The sequence below is a fragment of the Streptomyces sp. MZ04 genome (assembly GCF_004684775.1).
Lineage (GTDB): Bacteria > Actinomycetota > Actinomycetes > Streptomycetales > Streptomycetaceae > Streptomyces.
Genome location: NZ_SRIC01000053.1, coordinates 19114 through 35311 on the forward strand (window position 1 = coordinate 19114; position 16198 = coordinate 35311).

The 16198-nt window shown below is 70.8% G+C and carries 16 protein-coding genes and 1 pseudogene; 8 read left to right on the forward strand and 9 right to left on the reverse strand.

Annotated elements, in window-relative coordinates; translation table 11 throughout:
* Window position 1: 1 nt before the first annotated feature.
* Both E2651_RS14440 and E2651_RS14445 read right to left on the reverse strand, forming a co-directional pair.
* On the reverse strand, window positions 2-400 hold the full coding sequence (locus tag E2651_RS14440) for a 6-carboxytetrahydropterin synthase (RefSeq protein ID WP_135331519.1): 399 nt from the start codon (window positions 398-400) through the stop codon (window positions 2-4).
* 52 nt (window positions 401-452) lie between these two features.
* Window positions 453-1316 carry a zinc-binding alcohol dehydrogenase gene (locus E2651_RS14445; RefSeq protein WP_245238814.1) on the reverse strand — a complete coding sequence of 288 codons (864 nt, stop codon included), beginning with the start codon at window positions 1314-1316 and terminating at the stop codon, window positions 453-455.
* A 596-nt stretch (window positions 1317-1912) separates the two neighbouring features.
* On the opposite strand from E2651_RS14445, the pseudogene E2651_RS14450 reads away from it, so the two are divergent.
* Together E2651_RS14450 and E2651_RS14455 are read left to right on the forward strand one after the other, a co-directional pair.
* Window positions 1913-2275 (forward strand): annotated as a pseudogene (locus E2651_RS14450) (elongation factor Tu); the annotation flags it as partial.
* Between the two features lie 132 nt (window positions 2276-2407).
* Window positions 2408-3199: a fused MFS/spermidine synthase gene (locus tag E2651_RS14455; protein ID WP_135331533.1), complete on the forward strand. Its 792-nt coding sequence runs from the start codon at window positions 2408-2410 to the stop codon at window positions 3197-3199.
* Here the strand turns inward: E2651_RS14455 and E2651_RS14460 are convergent.
* The 4 genes from E2651_RS14460 to E2651_RS45255 form a co-directional block, all read right to left on the reverse strand.
* Window positions 3161-4462: an MFS transporter gene (locus tag E2651_RS14460; RefSeq protein ID WP_135331520.1), complete on the reverse strand. Its 1302-nt coding sequence runs from the start codon at window positions 4460-4462 to the stop codon at window positions 3161-3163. The genes E2651_RS14455 and E2651_RS14460 overlap by 39 nt on opposite strands.
* A 62-nt stretch (window positions 4463-4524) precedes the next feature.
* Entirely contained in the window at window positions 4525-5562 is a 1038-nt protein-coding gene (locus tag E2651_RS14465) for a hypothetical protein (protein ID WP_135331521.1), read from the reverse strand.
* A 151-nt stretch (window positions 5563-5713) separates the two neighbouring features.
* Window positions 5714-6712, reverse strand: coding sequence for a hypothetical protein (locus tag E2651_RS14470; RefSeq protein ID WP_135331522.1), 999 nt, complete (start codon window positions 6710-6712; stop codon window positions 5714-5716).
* Between the two features lie 79 nt (window positions 6713-6791).
* Window positions 6792-7820, reverse strand: a complete 1029-nt coding sequence (locus E2651_RS45255; protein WP_245238816.1) for a hypothetical protein — start codon at window positions 7818-7820, stop codon at window positions 6792-6794.
* Window positions 7821-7901: 81 nt separating this feature from the next.
* Here E2651_RS45255 and E2651_RS14485 point away from each other — a divergent pair, with 81 nt between their 5' ends.
* The 3 genes from E2651_RS14485 (at window position 7902) to E2651_RS14495 (ending at window position 10968) form a co-directional block, all read left to right on the forward strand.
* Entirely contained in the window at window positions 7902-8354 is a 453-nt protein-coding gene (locus E2651_RS14485) for a DUF4442 domain-containing protein (RefSeq protein WP_209446152.1), read from the forward strand.
* 247 nt (window positions 8355-8601) lie between these two features.
* Window positions 8602-10212: a carboxylesterase family protein gene (locus E2651_RS14490; RefSeq protein WP_245238817.1), complete on the forward strand. Its 1611-nt coding sequence runs from the start codon at window positions 8602-8604 to the stop codon at window positions 10210-10212.
* 81 nt (window positions 10213-10293) lie between these two features.
* Window positions 10294-10968 carry a DedA family protein gene (locus E2651_RS14495; RefSeq protein WP_135331526.1) on the forward strand — a complete coding sequence of 225 codons (675 nt, stop codon included), beginning with the start codon at window positions 10294-10296 and terminating at the stop codon, window positions 10966-10968.
* A gap of 2 nt (window positions 10969-10970) precedes the next feature.
* Here the strand turns inward: E2651_RS14495 and E2651_RS14500 are convergent, their stop codons facing one another.
* Window positions 10971-11501: a gamma carbonic anhydrase family protein gene (locus E2651_RS14500; RefSeq protein WP_135331527.1), complete on the reverse strand. Its 531-nt coding sequence runs from the start codon at window positions 11499-11501 to the stop codon at window positions 10971-10973.
* Window positions 11502-11634: 133 nt separating this feature from the next.
* Between E2651_RS14500 and E2651_RS14505 the strand changes: the two genes are divergently transcribed.
* Window positions 11635-12375, forward strand: coding sequence for an acyltransferase (locus tag E2651_RS14505; RefSeq protein ID WP_135331528.1), 741 nt, complete (start codon window positions 11635-11637; stop codon window positions 12373-12375).
* Between the two features lie 71 nt (window positions 12376-12446).
* Here the strand turns inward: E2651_RS14505 and E2651_RS14510 are convergent, their stop codons facing one another.
* Window positions 12447-13310 carry a DMT family transporter gene (locus tag E2651_RS14510; RefSeq protein WP_135331529.1) on the reverse strand — a complete coding sequence of 288 codons (864 nt, stop codon included), beginning with the start codon at window positions 13308-13310 and terminating at the stop codon, window positions 12447-12449.
* A gap of 94 nt (window positions 13311-13404) precedes the next feature.
* On the opposite strand from E2651_RS14510, the gene E2651_RS14515 reads away from it, so the two are divergent.
* Window positions 13405-13989 (forward strand): XRE family transcriptional regulator, encoded by a 585-nt coding sequence (locus tag E2651_RS14515; protein ID WP_135331530.1) that lies wholly within the window; start codon window positions 13405-13407, stop codon window positions 13987-13989.
* Window positions 13990-14066: 77 nt separating this feature from the next.
* Window positions 14067-14624 (forward strand): YbaK/EbsC family protein, encoded by a 558-nt coding sequence (locus E2651_RS14520; protein ID WP_135331531.1) that lies wholly within the window; start codon window positions 14067-14069, stop codon window positions 14622-14624.
* A gap of 53 nt (window positions 14625-14677) precedes the next feature.
* Here the strand turns inward: E2651_RS14520 and E2651_RS14525 are convergent, their stop codons facing one another.
* Window positions 14678-15895 carry a CaiB/BaiF CoA-transferase family protein gene (locus E2651_RS14525; protein ID WP_135331532.1) on the reverse strand — a complete coding sequence of 406 codons (1218 nt, stop codon included), beginning with the start codon at window positions 15893-15895 and terminating at the stop codon, window positions 14678-14680.
* Between the last annotated feature and the right edge of the window lie 303 nt (window positions 15896-16198).

Below are 16198 nucleotides of genomic sequence, written 5' to 3' on the forward strand. Positions count from 1 at the left end.
GTCAGAGTGCGCGCTGGTAGTCGGCCCACGCTATGTGTGATTCGTGGAGCCGCACGGTGAGCCCTGTCAGACCGCGGGCGCCGGGGCCCAGAGCGCCGTCATGTATGCGGGCGGCGAGACGGTCCGCGATGACCTTGGCCAGGAACTCCGTGGTGGTGTTGGTTCCGGCGAAGTCCGGGTCGTCGTCGAGGTTCTGGTAAGAGAGCGCTGAGACGATCCCGCGCACTTCCCTGGCGGCCAGGTCCATGTCGATGACCAGGTTGTCGGCGTCCAGCTCTGGACGCTGGAAGGCCGCGTCGACCAGGTACGTCGCTCCGTGCAGGCGCTGCGCGGGACCGAAGACCTCGCCATGGAGGCTATGGGCGATCATGAGGTGATCGCGGACGGTAACGGTGAACATGACTTCTCCGGAAGGGTGTTGACGGCGGTGGCGGGGCAGGCGCAGCGCAGCATCAGTAAGGGCTGTATCGGATGCGGTGGCAGAGGCCGGGAAGCTTGCCCGTGGCGATCTCCGCCATGACTCGCGGGAGTTCGTCGAAATCAGACTCGCCAGTGATCAGCACATCGAAGGTCGGGTCCCGCAGGAAGTCGAGCGCCAGGCTGAGCCGGTCGGCGGCCGTGTGCCGCCCGCGCCGTTCCGGCGGCACGGCGCCGACCTGGCTACTGCGCAGCGACAGGCGCCGGGAGTGGAAGAACTCCCCCAGCGGCAGGGTCACCGACCGGTCGCCGTACCAGCTCAGATCGACCACGGAGCCCTCGGGAACGAGCAGTTCGAGGGAGCGGCGGAGCCCGGCCTGAGTCGCGCTGGCATGAAAAACGACATCGCAGTCATCTCTTGCCTGCGCGGGGTCGGCAAAGGCAACGCCGAGCATCGCGGCGACCTCCGCGCGGGCCGGATCGACGTCGACGAGCTGCACCCGGACACCGGGGAACCGGGCCAGGAGCGCGGCCACGCAGCAACCGACCAGGCCCGCGCCCACCACCGCGATCCGGTCGCCAATCCGCGGTGGCGCATCCCACAGCGCGTTCAGCGCGGTCTCGACGATGCCGGCCAGCACGGCGCGCTCCGGCGGTACCGCGTCGGGCACCGGCGTGAGAGCTCCGGCCGGGACCCGGAAACGGGTCTGGTGCGGGTACAGGCTGAACACGGTCCGGCCCACCAGCTCCGTCGGCCCAGCCTCTACCCGCCCGACATTGAGGTACCCGTACTTGACGGGTCCGGGGAAGTCGCCCTCCTGAAAGGGGGCGCGCATGGCCGCGTACTGGCTGGTGGGGACCCTGCCATGGAAAACCAGAGACTCCGTGCCACGGCTCACGGCCGAGAACAGGGTCCGAACTAGGGCCTCATCACCAGGCGGGCAGGCGGGCTCGACGTCAGAATCTCACTCCGCCCTGGGGACATAACCCAAAAGGAGCGTATGTGGCTCGGCACAGGTGATCCTCTGCTAGCGGGGCCCGCCTGCGGACCCTCCAACAACCTCCGGCACCAAACATCCCAGCCCACCGGAACGTTGTCCCCACCGGTTCGGCGCCGCCATTCCCCCGGAGTGGGGAATTCCTGCGATCCTAGACGATCAAGTTGCGGGCCCGGAGGGCGACTCAGAGCGCATCGGCATGCGGGAAGAAAACGCACAAAGACGCGGTTCTGGCGGAGGCGGCGGCCAGGTAGTCGGCGAGGCGTGCGGCCTGCCGCCATGCACTTTCCTGCTGTTGCAGTGAGCCGTTTCCAAGCCGGCGGTTCTGACCGCGAGTTGGACAGTCCTGCGCAACGACGAAGCTCCTGGTAGACGGGTTCTCGACCAAGATCACCCGTGTCCGCCAGGAGCTTCATGTGCTTGTCTACCCGTCCTCGATAGATCTGTCCAGCCGAACTTTGCGGTTCCTGACGGGACAACTGACCGTGCGTCGTAAAGACAACGTGGCGCTGCTGCTTCGCGGTGTGCCGCGCGACGCCGTACGACGCGGTCATGTCGTCGCGGCGCCGGGCAGCGTCAGTCCGAGCCGCCGCTTCACCGCACGGGTGTACGTCCTGTCGACCAAGGAGGGCGGACGGTCCACGCCGATCGCGACCGGCTACCGGCCGCAGTTCTACCTCCGCACCGCGGACGTCGTCGGCGACGTCGACCTCGGCGGGGCCGCCGTCGCCCGGCCCGGCGACACGGTCACCATGGCGGTCGAGCTCGGCCGTGACATGCCGCTCGAGTCGGGCCTCGGCTTCGCGATCCGCGAGGGCGGCCGCACCGTCGGGGCGGGCACGGTGACCGAGGTCGGCTGACGGCAGGTGCCCGCCTCCCGCAGGGGATCCACCTCCGCGTGAGGCGGGCACAATGGACCGGTGACCGAGGACGAACGCGCGGACCAGGCCATACCCGTCATCAGGGATGTGGATCACGGCACCGCCAAGCTGATGCCGGACGTGGACCGGCGGCGCGCCTGGCTGCTCACGGTCGACGGGGCGCCGCAGTCGTACGTCGACCTGGACGCGCCCACTCATCTGGAGTTCGAGTACGCGCGGCGCCTCGCCCATGTCCTGGACACCGCTGCGGAGCCGGAGCAGCCCCTCGACGTGCTCCACCTCGGCGGCGGCGCGCTCACCCTGCCCCGCTATGTCGCGGCCACCCGGCCCGGGTCACGCCAGGACGTGGTGGAGGCGGACCGCGGGCTGCTCGGCCTGGTGGGTGAGCATCTGCCGGTGCCGGACGGCTGCGGGATCGCCGTGCACGGGGACGACGCCCGCCGGTGGCTGGAAGCGGCGGCGCCCGACAGCGCCGACGTGCTGGTCGCCGATGTGTTCGGCGGTTCGCGGGTGCCCGCCCATCTGGCCTCCGTGGCCTACGCGCGGGCCGCGGAGCGGGTGCTGCGCGCGGGCGGGATCTACGCGGCGAATCTCGCCGACGGCGCGCCGTTCACGTTCCTCCGCTCCCAACTGGCGGGCTTCGCCGAGGTGTTCGAGGAGCTCGCGCTGATCGCCGAACCGGCCGTGCTGCGCGGCCGCCGCTTCGGCAACGCGGTGCTCGTGGCCTCGCACGCCGCCTTGGACGTCCAGGCGCTCACCCGGCGGGCGGCGGCCGACGTCTTCCCGGCACGCGTCGAGTACGGGGACGCGCTGCGGCGTTTCATCGGCGACGCGCGGCCGGTGCGGGACGAGGACGCGGTGGCCTCACCCGAGCCGCCCGACGGTGCCTTCAGCATCGGCTGATTCCTGAGCCTGCGGGGCGGCCTTCGCGACCTCCCGCGACGGCGTGCGCCGCGTCAGGTTCCGTACGTCCGGGACGAGCAGGACGAGCGCCGTCACCACGACCACCAGCGCCGCACAGCCCCACAGCGACGCCGAACGCCCGAAGGCCACCTCGGCCGGTCCTGCCAGAGCCGTGGCGAGCGGGACCATCGCGATCGAGCCGAACCAGTCGTAGGCGGCCACGCGGGACAGCTTCTCCTCCGGGATCTCCTGATGCATCGTCGTCATCCAGGAGACGCCGAACACCTCGATCGCCACACCGCTGACGAACATCACCGCCGCCAGACCCCACACCGGCAGGGGCACGGCGAGCGCCGCCGAAGGCGCGGCGAGCGGAAAGACGCAGAGGGTGCCCGCGAGCAGCATCCTGCGCGGCCTCCACCGCATCATCAGGAGCGCGCCGCCGACCGTGCCCGCGCCGAACGCGCCGAGCGCCAGGCCCCAGGGTCCTGCGCCGCCCAGCTCGTCGCGGGCCACCAGCGGTCCGAACACCGCCTCGGCCGCGCCGACCACCGCCACCACGACGGAGAACTGCGCGACGATCGCCCAGAGCCACTGCCGGCCGATGAACTCGCGCCAGCCCTCCCGCAGATCGGAGAGCAGCCCACCGCCCGGCTCGCGCGCCGGTATGTGGCTCACGTCGAGGAACGACCGCATGGCTCCCGCGATCGCGAAGGCGACCGCGTCCACCGCGAGCACCCAGCCGGGACCGAGCGCGGCCACCATCAGACCGCCGAGCGCGGCGCCGCCGAGCCCCGCGCCCTGCATCGCGAGCCGGTACAGCGCGAAGGCGCGGCCCGCCTGCTCGCCGGTGACCGTCGACATCAGCATGCCCTCGGCGGCCGGTCCGAAGAACGCCTGGCCGACGCCGCCGAGCGCGGTGAGCAGCATCATCGACCACAGCGGGGGAGTGCCGGAGATGACGAGCACCGCGAAGACGGCCTGGGAGAGGCAGTTGAGGGCGTTGGCCGCGACCATCACATGGTGGCGCGGCAGCCGGTCGGCGACCGCGCCGCCGATGAGCAGGAACAGCACGAGCGGCAGCGTGCGCGCCGCCGCCACCAGACCCACGTCCCCGCCGTCCCCGCCCGCGTCGAGGACCGCGAACGCCGCCGCGATCAGGGCGCCGTGGCTGCCCAGGTTGGTCACGATCGCGGCGGCGGTCAGCAGGCTGTAGTTGCGGCCTGCCCAGGAGGGGCGGCGCGCGGCGGCGGGAGTGGTCACCTGGGGACTATCGCCGCCCGGGTGCCGACTTGCCAAACGGATTCAGCGCGTCAGCGGGCGGTTCAGGACTCCTCGGGCTCGCCGTGCAGACGTACCGTCTTGAGGATCTTCTGCACCGTCGCGTCGGGAATCTCGTCCTTCACGCCCTTGGCGCCGTAAAGGGTCCACGCCACGTACTCGCCCTCGGAGTTCTTGAAGGCGAACGTGGTGGCCTTGCCGTCCGAGTCGCACTTGTCGGGCCCGGCGGCACCCGACGTCGTCGAGGTGGCGACGCTGCCCTTGATGCCCGAGTCGGTGGTGAACGACTTGATCTTGCCGATCTTGATCTTCTTCTTGTCGGCCTTCTTCTGGTCCGTGTAGCCGCCGAAGACCCACCAGGCCGAGTCGTTGCGCGCGACGTCCTCGGTGTTCTTGGCGCCGTTCTGCCCCTTGGTGCCGACGGCGCCGAGCGCGGTGTCGTCGCTGCTGCCGTCCTTGTCGTCGTCGGACGTGCACCACTTGGACTTGTAGTACGCGGGCGCCGACATGCCGATGAGCGCGCTGCCGTCACCCTTCTCGTCGTCCTCGAAGCCGATGAAGGTGTCGGGGGTCTGCACCTCCCAGTCGGCGGGGACGTCGAAGGCGGTGCCCCACTTGGGGTTCACGACGACCTGCCAGCCCTCGACCACCGGCTTCGGGCCGTTGCCCGTGCCGCGCTCGGTGCCGCCCTCTTCGGTCGGGCTCGGCTTCTTGGACGCGGACTTGGAAGGAGACTTCTTCGGCTTCTTGTCCGCGACGTCGTCCTTGTCGCCGCCGAGCACCAGGAAGCCGGTGACGCCGGCGGCCACCACGACCGCGGCGGCCGCGACGATCGCGGTGATCTTTGTCTTGTTCCCGTCCCCGCTCTTGCCGCCGCCCTGCTGGGGCGGCATCGGCGGCGGAGTGGGCGCGGCCCACTGCTGCGGCTGCTCGGGCTGCGAGTAGCCACCCGCTTGCGGCTGCTGCTGATACCCGGGCTGCTGATACGGGTTCGGCTGCTGGTACCCCGGCTGCTGGTACGGATTGGGATTCTGGTCCTGCGGGTTCTGCTCGCCCCCGGGCGGCTGCTGTCCTGGCCACATGGGCAGTAACCATAGAGGGGCTTGTGGCCTGATGTCATCGCTGCCCTCGCGGAGCGGCCGACACATCGGGTCACAAACCCCAGTGGCGTACGAAAAGAATCAGGACAACGGCTCAGGACAACGGCTCAGGGCAACGGCTCAGGACAACGACTCAGGACTCCGCCGGGTCGCCGGACAGGCGCACCGTATTGAGGATCTTCATGACCGTCGCCTCCGGGATCTCGTCCTTGACGCCCTTGGCGCCGTAGAGGTTCCAGGCGACGTACTCGCCCGCGGAATTCTTGAAGCCGAAGGTGATCGCCTTGCCCTCGGAGGCGCACTTGCCCTTCTGGGGCGTGTTCTCCGAATGGGCACGGGCGAGGCTGCCCTTGATGCCCGTCTTCGTGGTGAAAGGCTGCGCCTTCTCGTCGAACTTGAGGCTCTTCTTGTCGGGCTGCGTGTAGCCGCCGAAGACCCACCAGGGCACCTGGTTCACGGCGACCTCGCCGGTGTTCTTCGCGCCGTTCGCCCCCTTGGTGCCGACGGCGCCGAGCGCGGTGTCCTCGTCGTTGCCGTCCCTGTCCTCGTCGGAGGAGCACCACTTCGACTTGTAGTACGCGGGCGCCGACATGGTGATGAGCGGCTTGCCCTTGTCGTCCTCGAAGGCGACCGCCGAGTCCGGCGACTGCACCTCCCAGTCGGCGGGGACGTCGAAGGCGGTGCCCCACTTGGGATTCACCACGACCTGCCAGCCCTCGACCACCGGCTTCGGGCCGTTGCCCGTGCCGCGCTCGGTGCCGCCGCCGGTCGCAGGGTCGCTGCTCGGCTTCTTCGGCGCGGACTTCGAGGGGGACGTGGACGGCTTCGAGTCGGCCTCGTCGTCCTTGTCGCCGCCGAGGACCAGGAAGCCGGTGACGCCGGCGGCCACCACGACCGCGACGGCGGCGACGATCGCCACGATCTTGGTCTTGTTGTTGCCGTCACCGCCGCCGGGCGGCGGCTGCGTGACACCCATGGGCGCCGTCGGCGCGCTCCACTGGCCCTGCTGCCGGCCCTGCTGCTGATACCCGGGCTGCTGATACGGGTTCGGCTGCTGGTACCCCGGCTGCTGGTACGGATTCTGGTTCTGCGGGTTCTGCTCGCCCCCGGGCGGCTGCTGTCCTGGCCACATGGCGGGCAACGATACGGGGTGGTGACGCGGGGTCAGCACGGCAACCCCAGGTGGGAGGGGGTGCGACGGTGACGGTTGCTCAGGACTCGGGCCCATTGTCGTATTCGCGCACCGTGCCGAGCATCTTCTTGACCGTCGCGTCCGGCACTTCGTCGCTCACGCCCCGTGCGCCGAAGAACGACCAGGAGACCAACTTCCCCTGGGAGTTCCTGAATCCGAAGGTGGTCGCCTTGCCGTCCGTCCGGCACTTGTCGTTGTTCTTCTTGACGCCGGAGACCGAGGAACTGGCCAGGCTGCCCGTGATGCCGGACTTGGTGGTGTACGACTCCACCGCGCTGGTCCTGATCTTCTTCCGGTCGGGCTGGGAGTACTGGCCGTACACCCACATCTCCGAGTCGTGCTCGGCGATCTCTTCGGTGCTCTTCGCACCGCGGTTGCCCCTACTGCCGGCCTTTGCGAGCGGTGTGTAGTCCTTGACGCCGTCGCGGTCGGGATCGCTCGCGCACCACCGCTGCTTGAGCGCGGCAGGTGCCATCATCGCGACCAGGATGCTGTCCTCGTCGTCGGCCTCTCCGACAGCGTCGACCGAGTCGCGCGACTCGAGCTCCCACTGCGGGGGTGCGTCGAAGGCGATGCCGCGCTCGGGGTTCGTGACCGTATTCCAGCCCGGGATCGTCGGCTTCGGCCCCCCGCCGACACCACGTGCGTGGGCGCCCTCGGACCCGGCCGGGCTCGGAGGCGCGGATGCGGAAGACCGCGTCGGGTCCGGCTTCGCGGTGTCGTCCTTGTCGCCGCCCAGGACGAGGAAGCCGGTGACACCGGCGGCCACCACGATCGCGGCGGCCGCGACGACGGCGATGATCTTCGTCTTGTTGCCGCTGCCGCTGCCGCTGCCGCTGCCGCTGCCGTTGCCGTTGCCGTTGCCGCTGCCGCCGTCGTTGTCGCCGTGCGGGGCTTGAGGCGGGCCGCCGGCAACAGTGGGGGCGTTCCAGGGCGCCGGCTGCTGGTACCCCTGCTGCTGGTGCCCCTGCTGCTGATATCCCGGCTGGTGATAGGGATTCGGCTGCTGATTCCGCCCGCCCCCGGGCTGCTGCTCTTCTGGCCACATGAGCGGCAACGATAGGGGACCGTGATCCACGTCGAGTCAGGTCCTGGCCAAAGAACGCTACTCGTGGGTAACATCGCGGCCATGAGCGCAGACCAGATGTCGATCGGCGAGATGCTCGCCGCCACCGTCCCGATGGCCCGGACCCTGAACCTCGAGTTCCGTGAGACCACGCCCGACAAGGCCGTGGTCGCCCTGCCCGACCAGGGCGACTATCACAACCACGTCGGCGGGCCGCACGCCGGAGCCATGTTCACGCTGGGCGAGTCGGCGAGCGGTGCCATCGTGCTCGCCGCCTTCGGGGAGCAGCTCTCGCGGGCCGTGCCGCTCGCCGTGCGCGCCGACATCGCGTACAAGAAGCTCGCCATGGGCCCGGTGGCCGCCACCGCGACCCTCGGCCGCCCGGCCGCCGACGTCATCGCCGAGCTGGACGCGGGGGAGCGGCCCGAGTTCCCGGTGGCGATCGAGATCCAGCGCGCGGACGGTGCCGTGACCGGCGAGATGACCGTCGTCTGGACGCTGCGCCCCAATAACTGAGTCGCATACGGGCGTTCGTTTACGTACGTTCTTCAGACGAGCGGCGTCGAGCCGGCCGGGGCACGGGGGTGCCGGCCGGGGCGACGCCGTTTTCCGTTCAACTTATTGACACGAGTCAGCAGCGGTCATAGTTTCCTCGCCGCCAGTGGGTCGACATCTGTAGGGGAGTCGCCGCATGAGGAGCTTCAGGAGACCGACGAGATCGAGGGCGACGGGCAGGGGTAGGGGCAGAGGCCGGTCGGGGAGGGTGTGGGCTGCCGTCTCCGGCAGCCTCGCCCTCGCCGCGGCCCTGCTCACCCCGCAGGCCGCGCAGGCCGCGGGGAGCAATCCGCCGACGAAGGACGCGACGCTCGTCCGCACGGACGCGGGCTGGTTACGCGGTGAATCCACCGCCGAGGGGCGGCAGTTCCTCGGGATCCCGTACGCGCGCCGGCCCGTCGGCGCGCTGCGATGGAAGGAGCCCCGGCCGGTCAAGCCCTGGCATGGGGTGCGTGGCGCCAGCTCCTTCGGCAACCGGTGTGTGCAGAGCGCCAGTTGGGATCCCGGGTATGAGAATCCCAGCCACACCGAGGACTGCCTCGACCTGAATGTCTACGCCCCTGATGGCGATCCCGCGCGTCAACGCCCCGTCATGGTCTGGCTGCACGGCGGCGGGCTCACCGCGGGAGCCGGCGAGGACATCGTCCCCGACGCCTTCGCCCGGCGCACCGGCACCGTGGTCGTGACCGTCAACTACCGCCTGGGAGCCATGGGGTTCCTCGCCACGGAAGGGCTCGACGGGGAGGCCGCCGACCGGGTGTCGGGCAACTACGGCATGCTCGATCAACAGGCGGCCCTGCGCTGGGTGCGCGCCAACATCGGCTCGTTCGGCGGCGACCGGCACCGCGTCACCATCGCGGGCGAGTCCGCGGGCGGCCGCTCCGTCTGCACCCAGCTCGCCTCGCCCACCGCCGACGGCCTCTACCGCGCGGGCATCGTGGAGAGCGGCGCCTACGGAGACTGCGCGGCCCGCGAGCGGCAGCAGGCCACCACCCAAGGCGCGGAGTTCGCGCGGAAGGCGGGCTGCCCGGACGCGGCGACCGCCCTCGCCTGTCTGCGCAAGAAGCCCGCCGCGGAGATCCTCGCGGCGCAGGCCGGGTTCGACTGGGGCCCGGTGGCGGGCGGCGACTTCCTTCCGGTCCAGCCGGAGAAGGCGTACGAGGACGGGAGCGCGTCGCGCGTGCCGGTCCTGAACGGCGCGAACAGCGACGAAGGGCGGCTCTTCGCCTACGGGCAGTTCGACGGACAGGGCAAGCCGCTCACTGAGGAGCAGTACCCGGGCGCGCTCACCCGGATGTACGGCGCGGAGCTCGGCGCCAAGGTCCTCAAGCGCTATCCGGTGTCCGGGCACGCCTCGCCGACGCACGCGTACGCGGCCGCCCAGGGCGACATGATGTTCGCCTGCACGGCGCTGCGCATGGACAGGGCCCTCGCGGGCCGCGGACCCGTCTACGCCTATGAGTTCGCCGACCGCACCTCGCCGCCGTTCGCCTCGATCCGCGAGGCGGGCAAGACGTTCGACTTCGGGGCGACCCACGTCAATGAAGTGCAGTACCTCTTCAAGCACTTCGGGCTCCCGACGCCGCTCGACGCCGAACAGCGGGACCTGGCCCGGCAGATGGTCCAGTACTGGGGCTCCTTCATCCACGGCGGTGCGCCGCGCGCCGAGGGCCAGCCGACCGCGCCGGACCAGCGGACCCGGCCCGGCACGGTGCTCTCGCTGCGCACCGCTTCCGCGGGCGGCAATGCGCTGAGCACCACGCTGGGCGACGATCACCGCTGTGACCTGTGGGACTCCGCCCCGGCCGACGCCGGGTGAGCGGGTAGGCTGCCCGGCGTGCGCGACCCGGGGGGATCGCGCACGCCGGGTACAGGCACACCACCACAGGAGGAACCGGCGTTGCACGTCCAGGAATGGCTGGAGACCGTACCGGCCGTCAGTATCTACGCGCTGGTGGGCGTGGTCATCGGTCTGGAGAGCCTGGGCATCCCGCTGCCGGGTGAGATCGTCCTCGTCTCCGCCGCGCTGCTCTCCTCGCAGCACGGCGAGCTCAACCCGGTGATCCTCGGGATCTGCGCCACCGCGGGCGCGATCATCGGCGACTCCATCGGATACGCGATCGGACGCAAGGGCGGCCGGCCGCTCCTGGCGTGGCTCGAGCGGAAATTCCCCAAGCACTTCAGTGCCGCGAACGTCGGCAGCGCCGAGCGGTCCTTCCAGAAGTGGGGCATGTGGGCGGTCTTCTTCGGCCGCTTCGTCGCCCTCCTTCGGATCTTCGCCGGGCCGCTCGCGGGTGTCCTGCGCATGCCGTACTGGAAGTTCCTCATCGCCAACGTCCTGGGCGGCATCATCTGGGCGGGCGGCACCACCGCCGTCATCTACTACATCGGCGTGGTCGCGGAGGACTGGCTCAAGCGGTTCTCGTACTTCGGCCTTGCCATCGCCGTGCTGATCGGCGTCGGCTCCATGCTGTTCGTCAAGCGCCGCGCCAAGAAGTCGGCGGAGCGCGCGGAGGCCGAGGCCGGGAGCGGTGTGCAGGCGGCCGAGCCGGTGCCGGTCCCGGCCGCCGACTGACGTCAGCCCGCGTGGGCGTCCTTGTGGGCCTTGGCCAGCTCGACGTACATCGTGCCGTTGAGGGTGATGCCCGCGCGCTCCTCCTCGGTGAGCGGCCTGCGCACCTTGGCGGGCACGCCCGCGACGAGCGAGCCGGGCGGCACGACCATCCCCTGCGGGACCAGCGCCTGCGCCGCGACCAGTGAACCGGCGCCGATCACCGCGCCGTTGAGGACCGTCGCGCCCATCCCGATGAGGCAGTCGTCCTCGACGGTGCAGCCGTGCAGGACGGCGTTGTGGCCGACCGAGACCCGCTCGCCGATGGTCATCGGGAAGCCCAGGTCGACGTGGAGGCTGCAGTTGTCCTGGATGTTGCTTTCGGCGCCGACGACGATGGGCCCGCCGTCGGCGCGGAGCACCGCCCCGTACCAGGTGCTCGCACCGGCGTGCAGGGTCACCTCGCCGATGACGACGGAGGTGGGCGCGGTGAAGGCGTCCTGATCGATCTTCGGGTCCTTGCCGCCGATCCCGGTGATGAGTGCCTCGTGGCCCATCGGATGTCTCCATTCGTACGTGTCTCGCGCCTGGCGGAACCGTACGGGACGAGGGCGGGCGTGCCGCCGTGTGGGGTGAAGATCACAGGGGTCCGGGCTCACCGGTGGGCCCGGGGCTGAGTAACGTGAGCGCGTGCCGAAGAACAGGAACACGTTCTCATCCGCGGTCGCCGAGTGGCGGCGCCGCGCGGCCCAGCGCGCCGTCCACGCGGGCTGGGCGTGGGTGCGGCGGACGGGCGCCATCACCGCGCAACGGCCGGGGCGCCTGCGGTTCGGTGCGCTCGGCGAGAACACGAAGCTGGCCTTCCCGCAGGGGACCGTCTTCGGTGAGCCGTGGATCCGCATCGGCGACCACTGCATCATCGGCGAGCAGGTCACGCTGACCGCCGGGATGATGCCCGACCTGGACCTCGGTCCCGACCCGATCCTGCGCATCGGCAACGGCGTGGTGCTCGGCCGCGGCAGCCATGTCATCGCCGACACGACGGTGACGATCGGCGACGACTGCTACTTCGGGCCCAGCGTGTACGTGACGTCGACGAATCACTCGTACGACGATCCGCACACGCCCATCGGCAAGCAGTGGCCCCGCATGGAGCCGGTCGAGATCGGTACCGGCTGCTGGATCGGCACGAACGCGGTGATCCTGCCGGGGGCGCGGATCGGGCGCAATGTCGTGGTGGCTGCGGGGGCGGTTGTGCGGGGGGCTGTGCCCGACCATGCGGTGGTGGCGGGGGCGCCGGCCCGTGTGGTGCGTACGTGGGATGCCGAGGCGGGGTGGCAGCCGCCGCTGCGGACGCCGGCGCCTGTGCCTATTCCTGACGGGGTCACGCCGGAACAGTTGCTTGCCCTGGGTGAGTTGGGGGAGGGGTAGTCCCGCCTGCCTTTGTCTGCGGGTGTGATGTGGCTGGTCGCGCAGTTCCCCGCGCCCCTGAAGGGGCGCTGTCAGCTGGCCAGCAGGACTGTGCCGACCAGTGCCAGGCCCGCTCCCGCTGCCTGGACTCCGCGCAGGCGTTCCTTCAGTACTGCGCGCGCCGCCAGTGCCGTGACCACCGGGTAGATCGAGGAGAGCACCGCGGCCACGGTGATCGGGCCGTTCTGGGCGGCTATCGAGTACGTTCCGTTGGCCGCCACGTCCGCCAGGCCGACGAAGGCCAGTGCCGGGAGTGACGCCCGGATCACGCCCCTTCCCGTGCCCTCGGGGAGTGCCGTGCCGCCGCGCCGCACGGAGACGAACAGGGCCGCGCCGCCCGCGGCCACATTCGTCACGCGCTGCACGAACAGGGCGAGGAACAGCCCCGTCATGTTGCTGGACGCCTCGGAGATGAGGGCCATCACCGCGCCGAACCCGAAGGCGGCGAGCAGCGTGAGCAGCACCGCCTGCCGCTGCACCGGGGCGCCGCGCAGCTCGGGTCCGCCCGCCAGCAGGATGCCCACGACGGCGACGGCGATACCGGCGAACTGCGGCACCCCCGGCCGCTCGCCCAGGAAGAGCCCGACGCCCACCGGCACGACGACACCCAGGGAGCCGAGCGGCGAGACGACGCCCATCGGGCCGAGGGCGAGGGCCTTGTAGAAGGAGAGCATCGCGACCGGGCCGACGAGCCCCGCGCCGACCGCGAACCACAGCTGCGGTCCCCACTCCGTCCAGCCACCGGTCGCGATCACGACCGCACCGAGCACGACCACGGCGATGGCCTGCGACGCGACGACGACCGTGAGTGCGGGGACGCGTCGGGTCAGCAGTCCGCCACCGAAGTCGGCGAGGCCCCACAGGAGGCTCGTGGCCAGGGCGAACAGTGCTGTCATCGCGGATCCTCGCAGTACAGTGTGGTGAACCATCAGGTGCACCACACCATAGTGCAATATCGTGAACTCTGTAATTCAATATATTGGACGGAATGTGTCGGACCTCGACCAGCTCACCCAGTCGCTCGCCCGCAACCTCAAGCGCTGGCGCACCGAGCGTGGCTTCACGCTCGACGCGCTCGCCGCTCGCGCGGGCGTCAGTCGCGGCATGATCATCCAGATCGAGCAGGCAAGGACCAACCCCAGCGTGGGCATCACGGTGAAGCTCGCCGACGCCCTCGGCGTCAGCATCACCACGCTCCTGGACTACGAGCAGGGCTCGCACGTCCGGCTCGTGCCGCCGGAACAGGCGGTGCGGATGTGGTCCACGGAGGCGGGCAGCAGCACGACGCTGCTCGTCGGGACGGAGGCGCGCGGCCCCTTCGAGCTGTGGGCCTGGAAGCTGATGCCCGGCGAGGGCAGCGACTCCGACGCGCATCCGCCGGGGACCATCGAGCTGCTTCACATCTCGGCGGGCGAGCTGACGCTCGTCGTGGACGGGGCGGAGCACGTCGTCGCGGCCGGGTCGGCCGCGACGTTCGAGGCGAACGTGCCGCACGGCTACCACAACAAGGGGGCCGAGCCGGTCGAGATGACCATGTCGGTGTCCGTGCCACCCGCGCACGCCTCGTCCTACTGAGCACCCACGTGGGGCGGGTGCGCCCGCACCGTGAGACGGCTGATTCGCCGCCCGCGCACGGCTGTTAGCGTGCGGCCATGCGTGCACCCATGGGAGATTTCGACGCCGTCCGCCCGGCCACCGAGGCCCTCGACCTCCTGGTGGCGCCCGTCGCCGACGCCGTGCGCGGCTGGAGCGGGGACGTCCCCGCCGAGCAGCTGAGCCACGTCGACACCGACCCGCAGTGGGCCGACACCGCCACCTTCGTGGAGCACTACGGCCAGGACATCCTGGAGCAGTCCGCGAACTGCGTGGTCGTCGCGGGCAAGCGCGGCGGCGAGTCCACGCTCGCCGCCTGTCTGGTCCTCTCCTCGACCCGCGTCGACGTGAACGGCGTCGTGCGCCGCCAACTCGGCGCCCGCAAGGCCTCGTTCGCGCCGATGGACACGGCGACCGGCGAGACCGGCATGGAGTACGGCGGCATCACCCCGATCGGCCTGCCCGCCCACTGGCAGCTCCTCGTGGACGCCGCCGTCGTCGATCTGCCGTACGTCCTGATCGGCAGCGGCAGCCGCCGGGGCAAGCTCATCGTGCCGGGCAAGGCCTTCGCCGGGCTGCCGAACGCGGTCGTCCTCGAAGGGCTCGGCGTCGCCTGACCGGGCTCACGCCGCTCAGATCCGCGAGGGGCTCGGGCGTGGCCTGACCCGGCTCACGGGCAGACCCCTGCCGCGCGCAGGCGGGCGATGTCGTCCGGGGTGCGGCCCAGCTCGGTGAGGATCGACTCGGTGTGCTCGCCCGCGGCCGGGACGGGATCCATGCGCGGGCTCACGCCGCTCAGATCCGCGGGCGGCAGCAGGGCCCGCACGGGTGACGACGTGCCGGGCACCGCGACCTCCCGCCAGCGGTCGCGCTCGCCGAGGGCCGGATGATCGAGGAACTCGGCGACCGAATTGACGCCCGCGTTCGCGATGTTGGCGTCGTCGAGCAGCTCCATCGCCTCTTCGCTGCCGAGTTCTGCGAAGCGTACGGAGATGATCGCGTCGAGCTCGTCGCGGTGCGCCACGCGGTCGGAGCCGGTGGCGAACCTGGGGTCGTCGGTCAGCTCGGGGCGGCCGATGACCCGCTCGCACAGGGCGGCCCACTCGCGTTCGTTCTGCACGGAGAGCAGCACGTCCTTGCCGTCGGACGCGGTGAAGGGGCCGTACGGCGCGACCGTGGCGTGCCGGGCGCCGACCCGCGGCGGCTGTGTGCCGCCGTAGCGCGTGTAGTACGCGGGCTGGCTCATCCACTCGGCCAGCGCGTCGAAGAGGGAGACCTCGACGGCCGGGGCGCGGCCGGTCGTGGCCCGCGTGAACAGCGCGGACAGGACACCGCTGTAGGCGTACATGCCGCCCGCGATGTCGGCGACCGAGATGCCGGCCCGCACCGCCTCGTCGGGCGTGCCGGTCAGCGAGAGCAGACCCGTCTGGCACTGCACGAGCAGGTCGTACGCCTTGCGGTCGGCCCAGGAGCCGCTCGTGCCGTACCCGCTGACCGTGCAGGGGATCAGCGACGGGTAACGGGCCTGGAGATCCTCGGGGCCGAGGCCCAGCCTGCCTGCCGCTCCCGGGGCGAGGTTCTGCACGAACACATCGGCGTCCGCGAGCAGCTCGTGCAGGATCTCCAGGCCCTCGGCGGACTTGAGGTCCAGGGTGAGGGACTCCTTGGAGCGGTTGAGCCAGACGAAATAGCTGGCCTGGCCGTGCACCGTGGTGTCGTAGCGGCGCGCGAAGTCACCGCCGCCGGGGCGCTCCACCTTGATGACGCGGGCGCCCAGATCGGCGAGCTGGCGGGTGGCGAAGGGCGCGGCCACGGCCTGCTCCAGGCTGACCACGGTGATGCCCGCCAGGGGGAGCGGCGGGCCGGGTGTCTGTCGTGCGGTCGCCATGACTGCCTCTCGTTCGACGCGTGCGGGGGCCTGCGTAGCTGAGTCTGTACGGTCGCGGTCGCGGTCGCGGTCACGTTCCCGACACCGGCCGGTGGCTCGGCGGCCGATTCCGTTCACCGGTCGGTCGATTCGGTGAAAAGACCGGGTCAGGGGTTTGCCGGCACCGTTCACCTGATGCTCATGAGGGTCCTGACCATCGGCCTCGCGGCCATCGTGCGCAGTTCAGCCGGCGCAAGCACCGTGCTGTCCGTGCTGCTGCCGCGGCGCCACGACATCTGCGTCCCCCTCCGTGTACGACCCACC

Coding starts and splice junctions, on each gene's coding strand:
- E2651_RS14440 (WP_135331519.1), bottom strand. CDS start 400: ATGTTCACCGTTACCGTCCGCGATCACCTCATGATCGCCCATAGCCTC.
- E2651_RS14455 (WP_135331533.1), top strand. CDS start 2,408: ATGCCGGACGTGGACCGGCGGCGCGCCTGGCTGCTCACGGTCGACGGG.
- E2651_RS14465 (WP_135331521.1), bottom strand. CDS start 5,562: ATGTGGCCAGGACAGCAGCCGCCCGGGGGCGAGCAGAACCCGCAGGAC.
- E2651_RS14470 (WP_135331522.1), bottom strand. CDS start 6,712: ATGTGGCCAGGACAGCAGCCGCCCGGGGGCGAGCAGAACCCGCAGAAC.
- E2651_RS45255 (WP_245238816.1), bottom strand. CDS start 7,820: ATGTGGCCAGAAGAGCAGCAGCCCGGGGGCGGGCGGAATCAGCAGCCG.
- E2651_RS14485 (WP_209446152.1), top strand. CDS start 7,902: ATGAGCGCAGACCAGATGTCGATCGGCGAGATGCTCGCCGCCACCGTC.
- E2651_RS14500 (WP_135331527.1), bottom strand. CDS start 11,501: ATGGGCCACGAGGCACTCATCACCGGGATCGGCGGCAAGGACCCGAAG.
- E2651_RS14510 (WP_135331529.1), bottom strand. CDS start 13,310: ATGACAGCACTGTTCGCCCTGGCCACGAGCCTCCTGTGGGGCCTCGCC.
- E2651_RS14520 (WP_135331531.1), top strand. CDS start 14,067: ATGCGTGCACCCATGGGAGATTTCGACGCCGTCCGCCCGGCCACCGAG.
- E2651_RS14525 (WP_135331532.1), bottom strand. CDS start 15,895: ATGGCGACCGCACGACAGACACCCGGCCCGCCGCTCCCCCTGGCGGGC.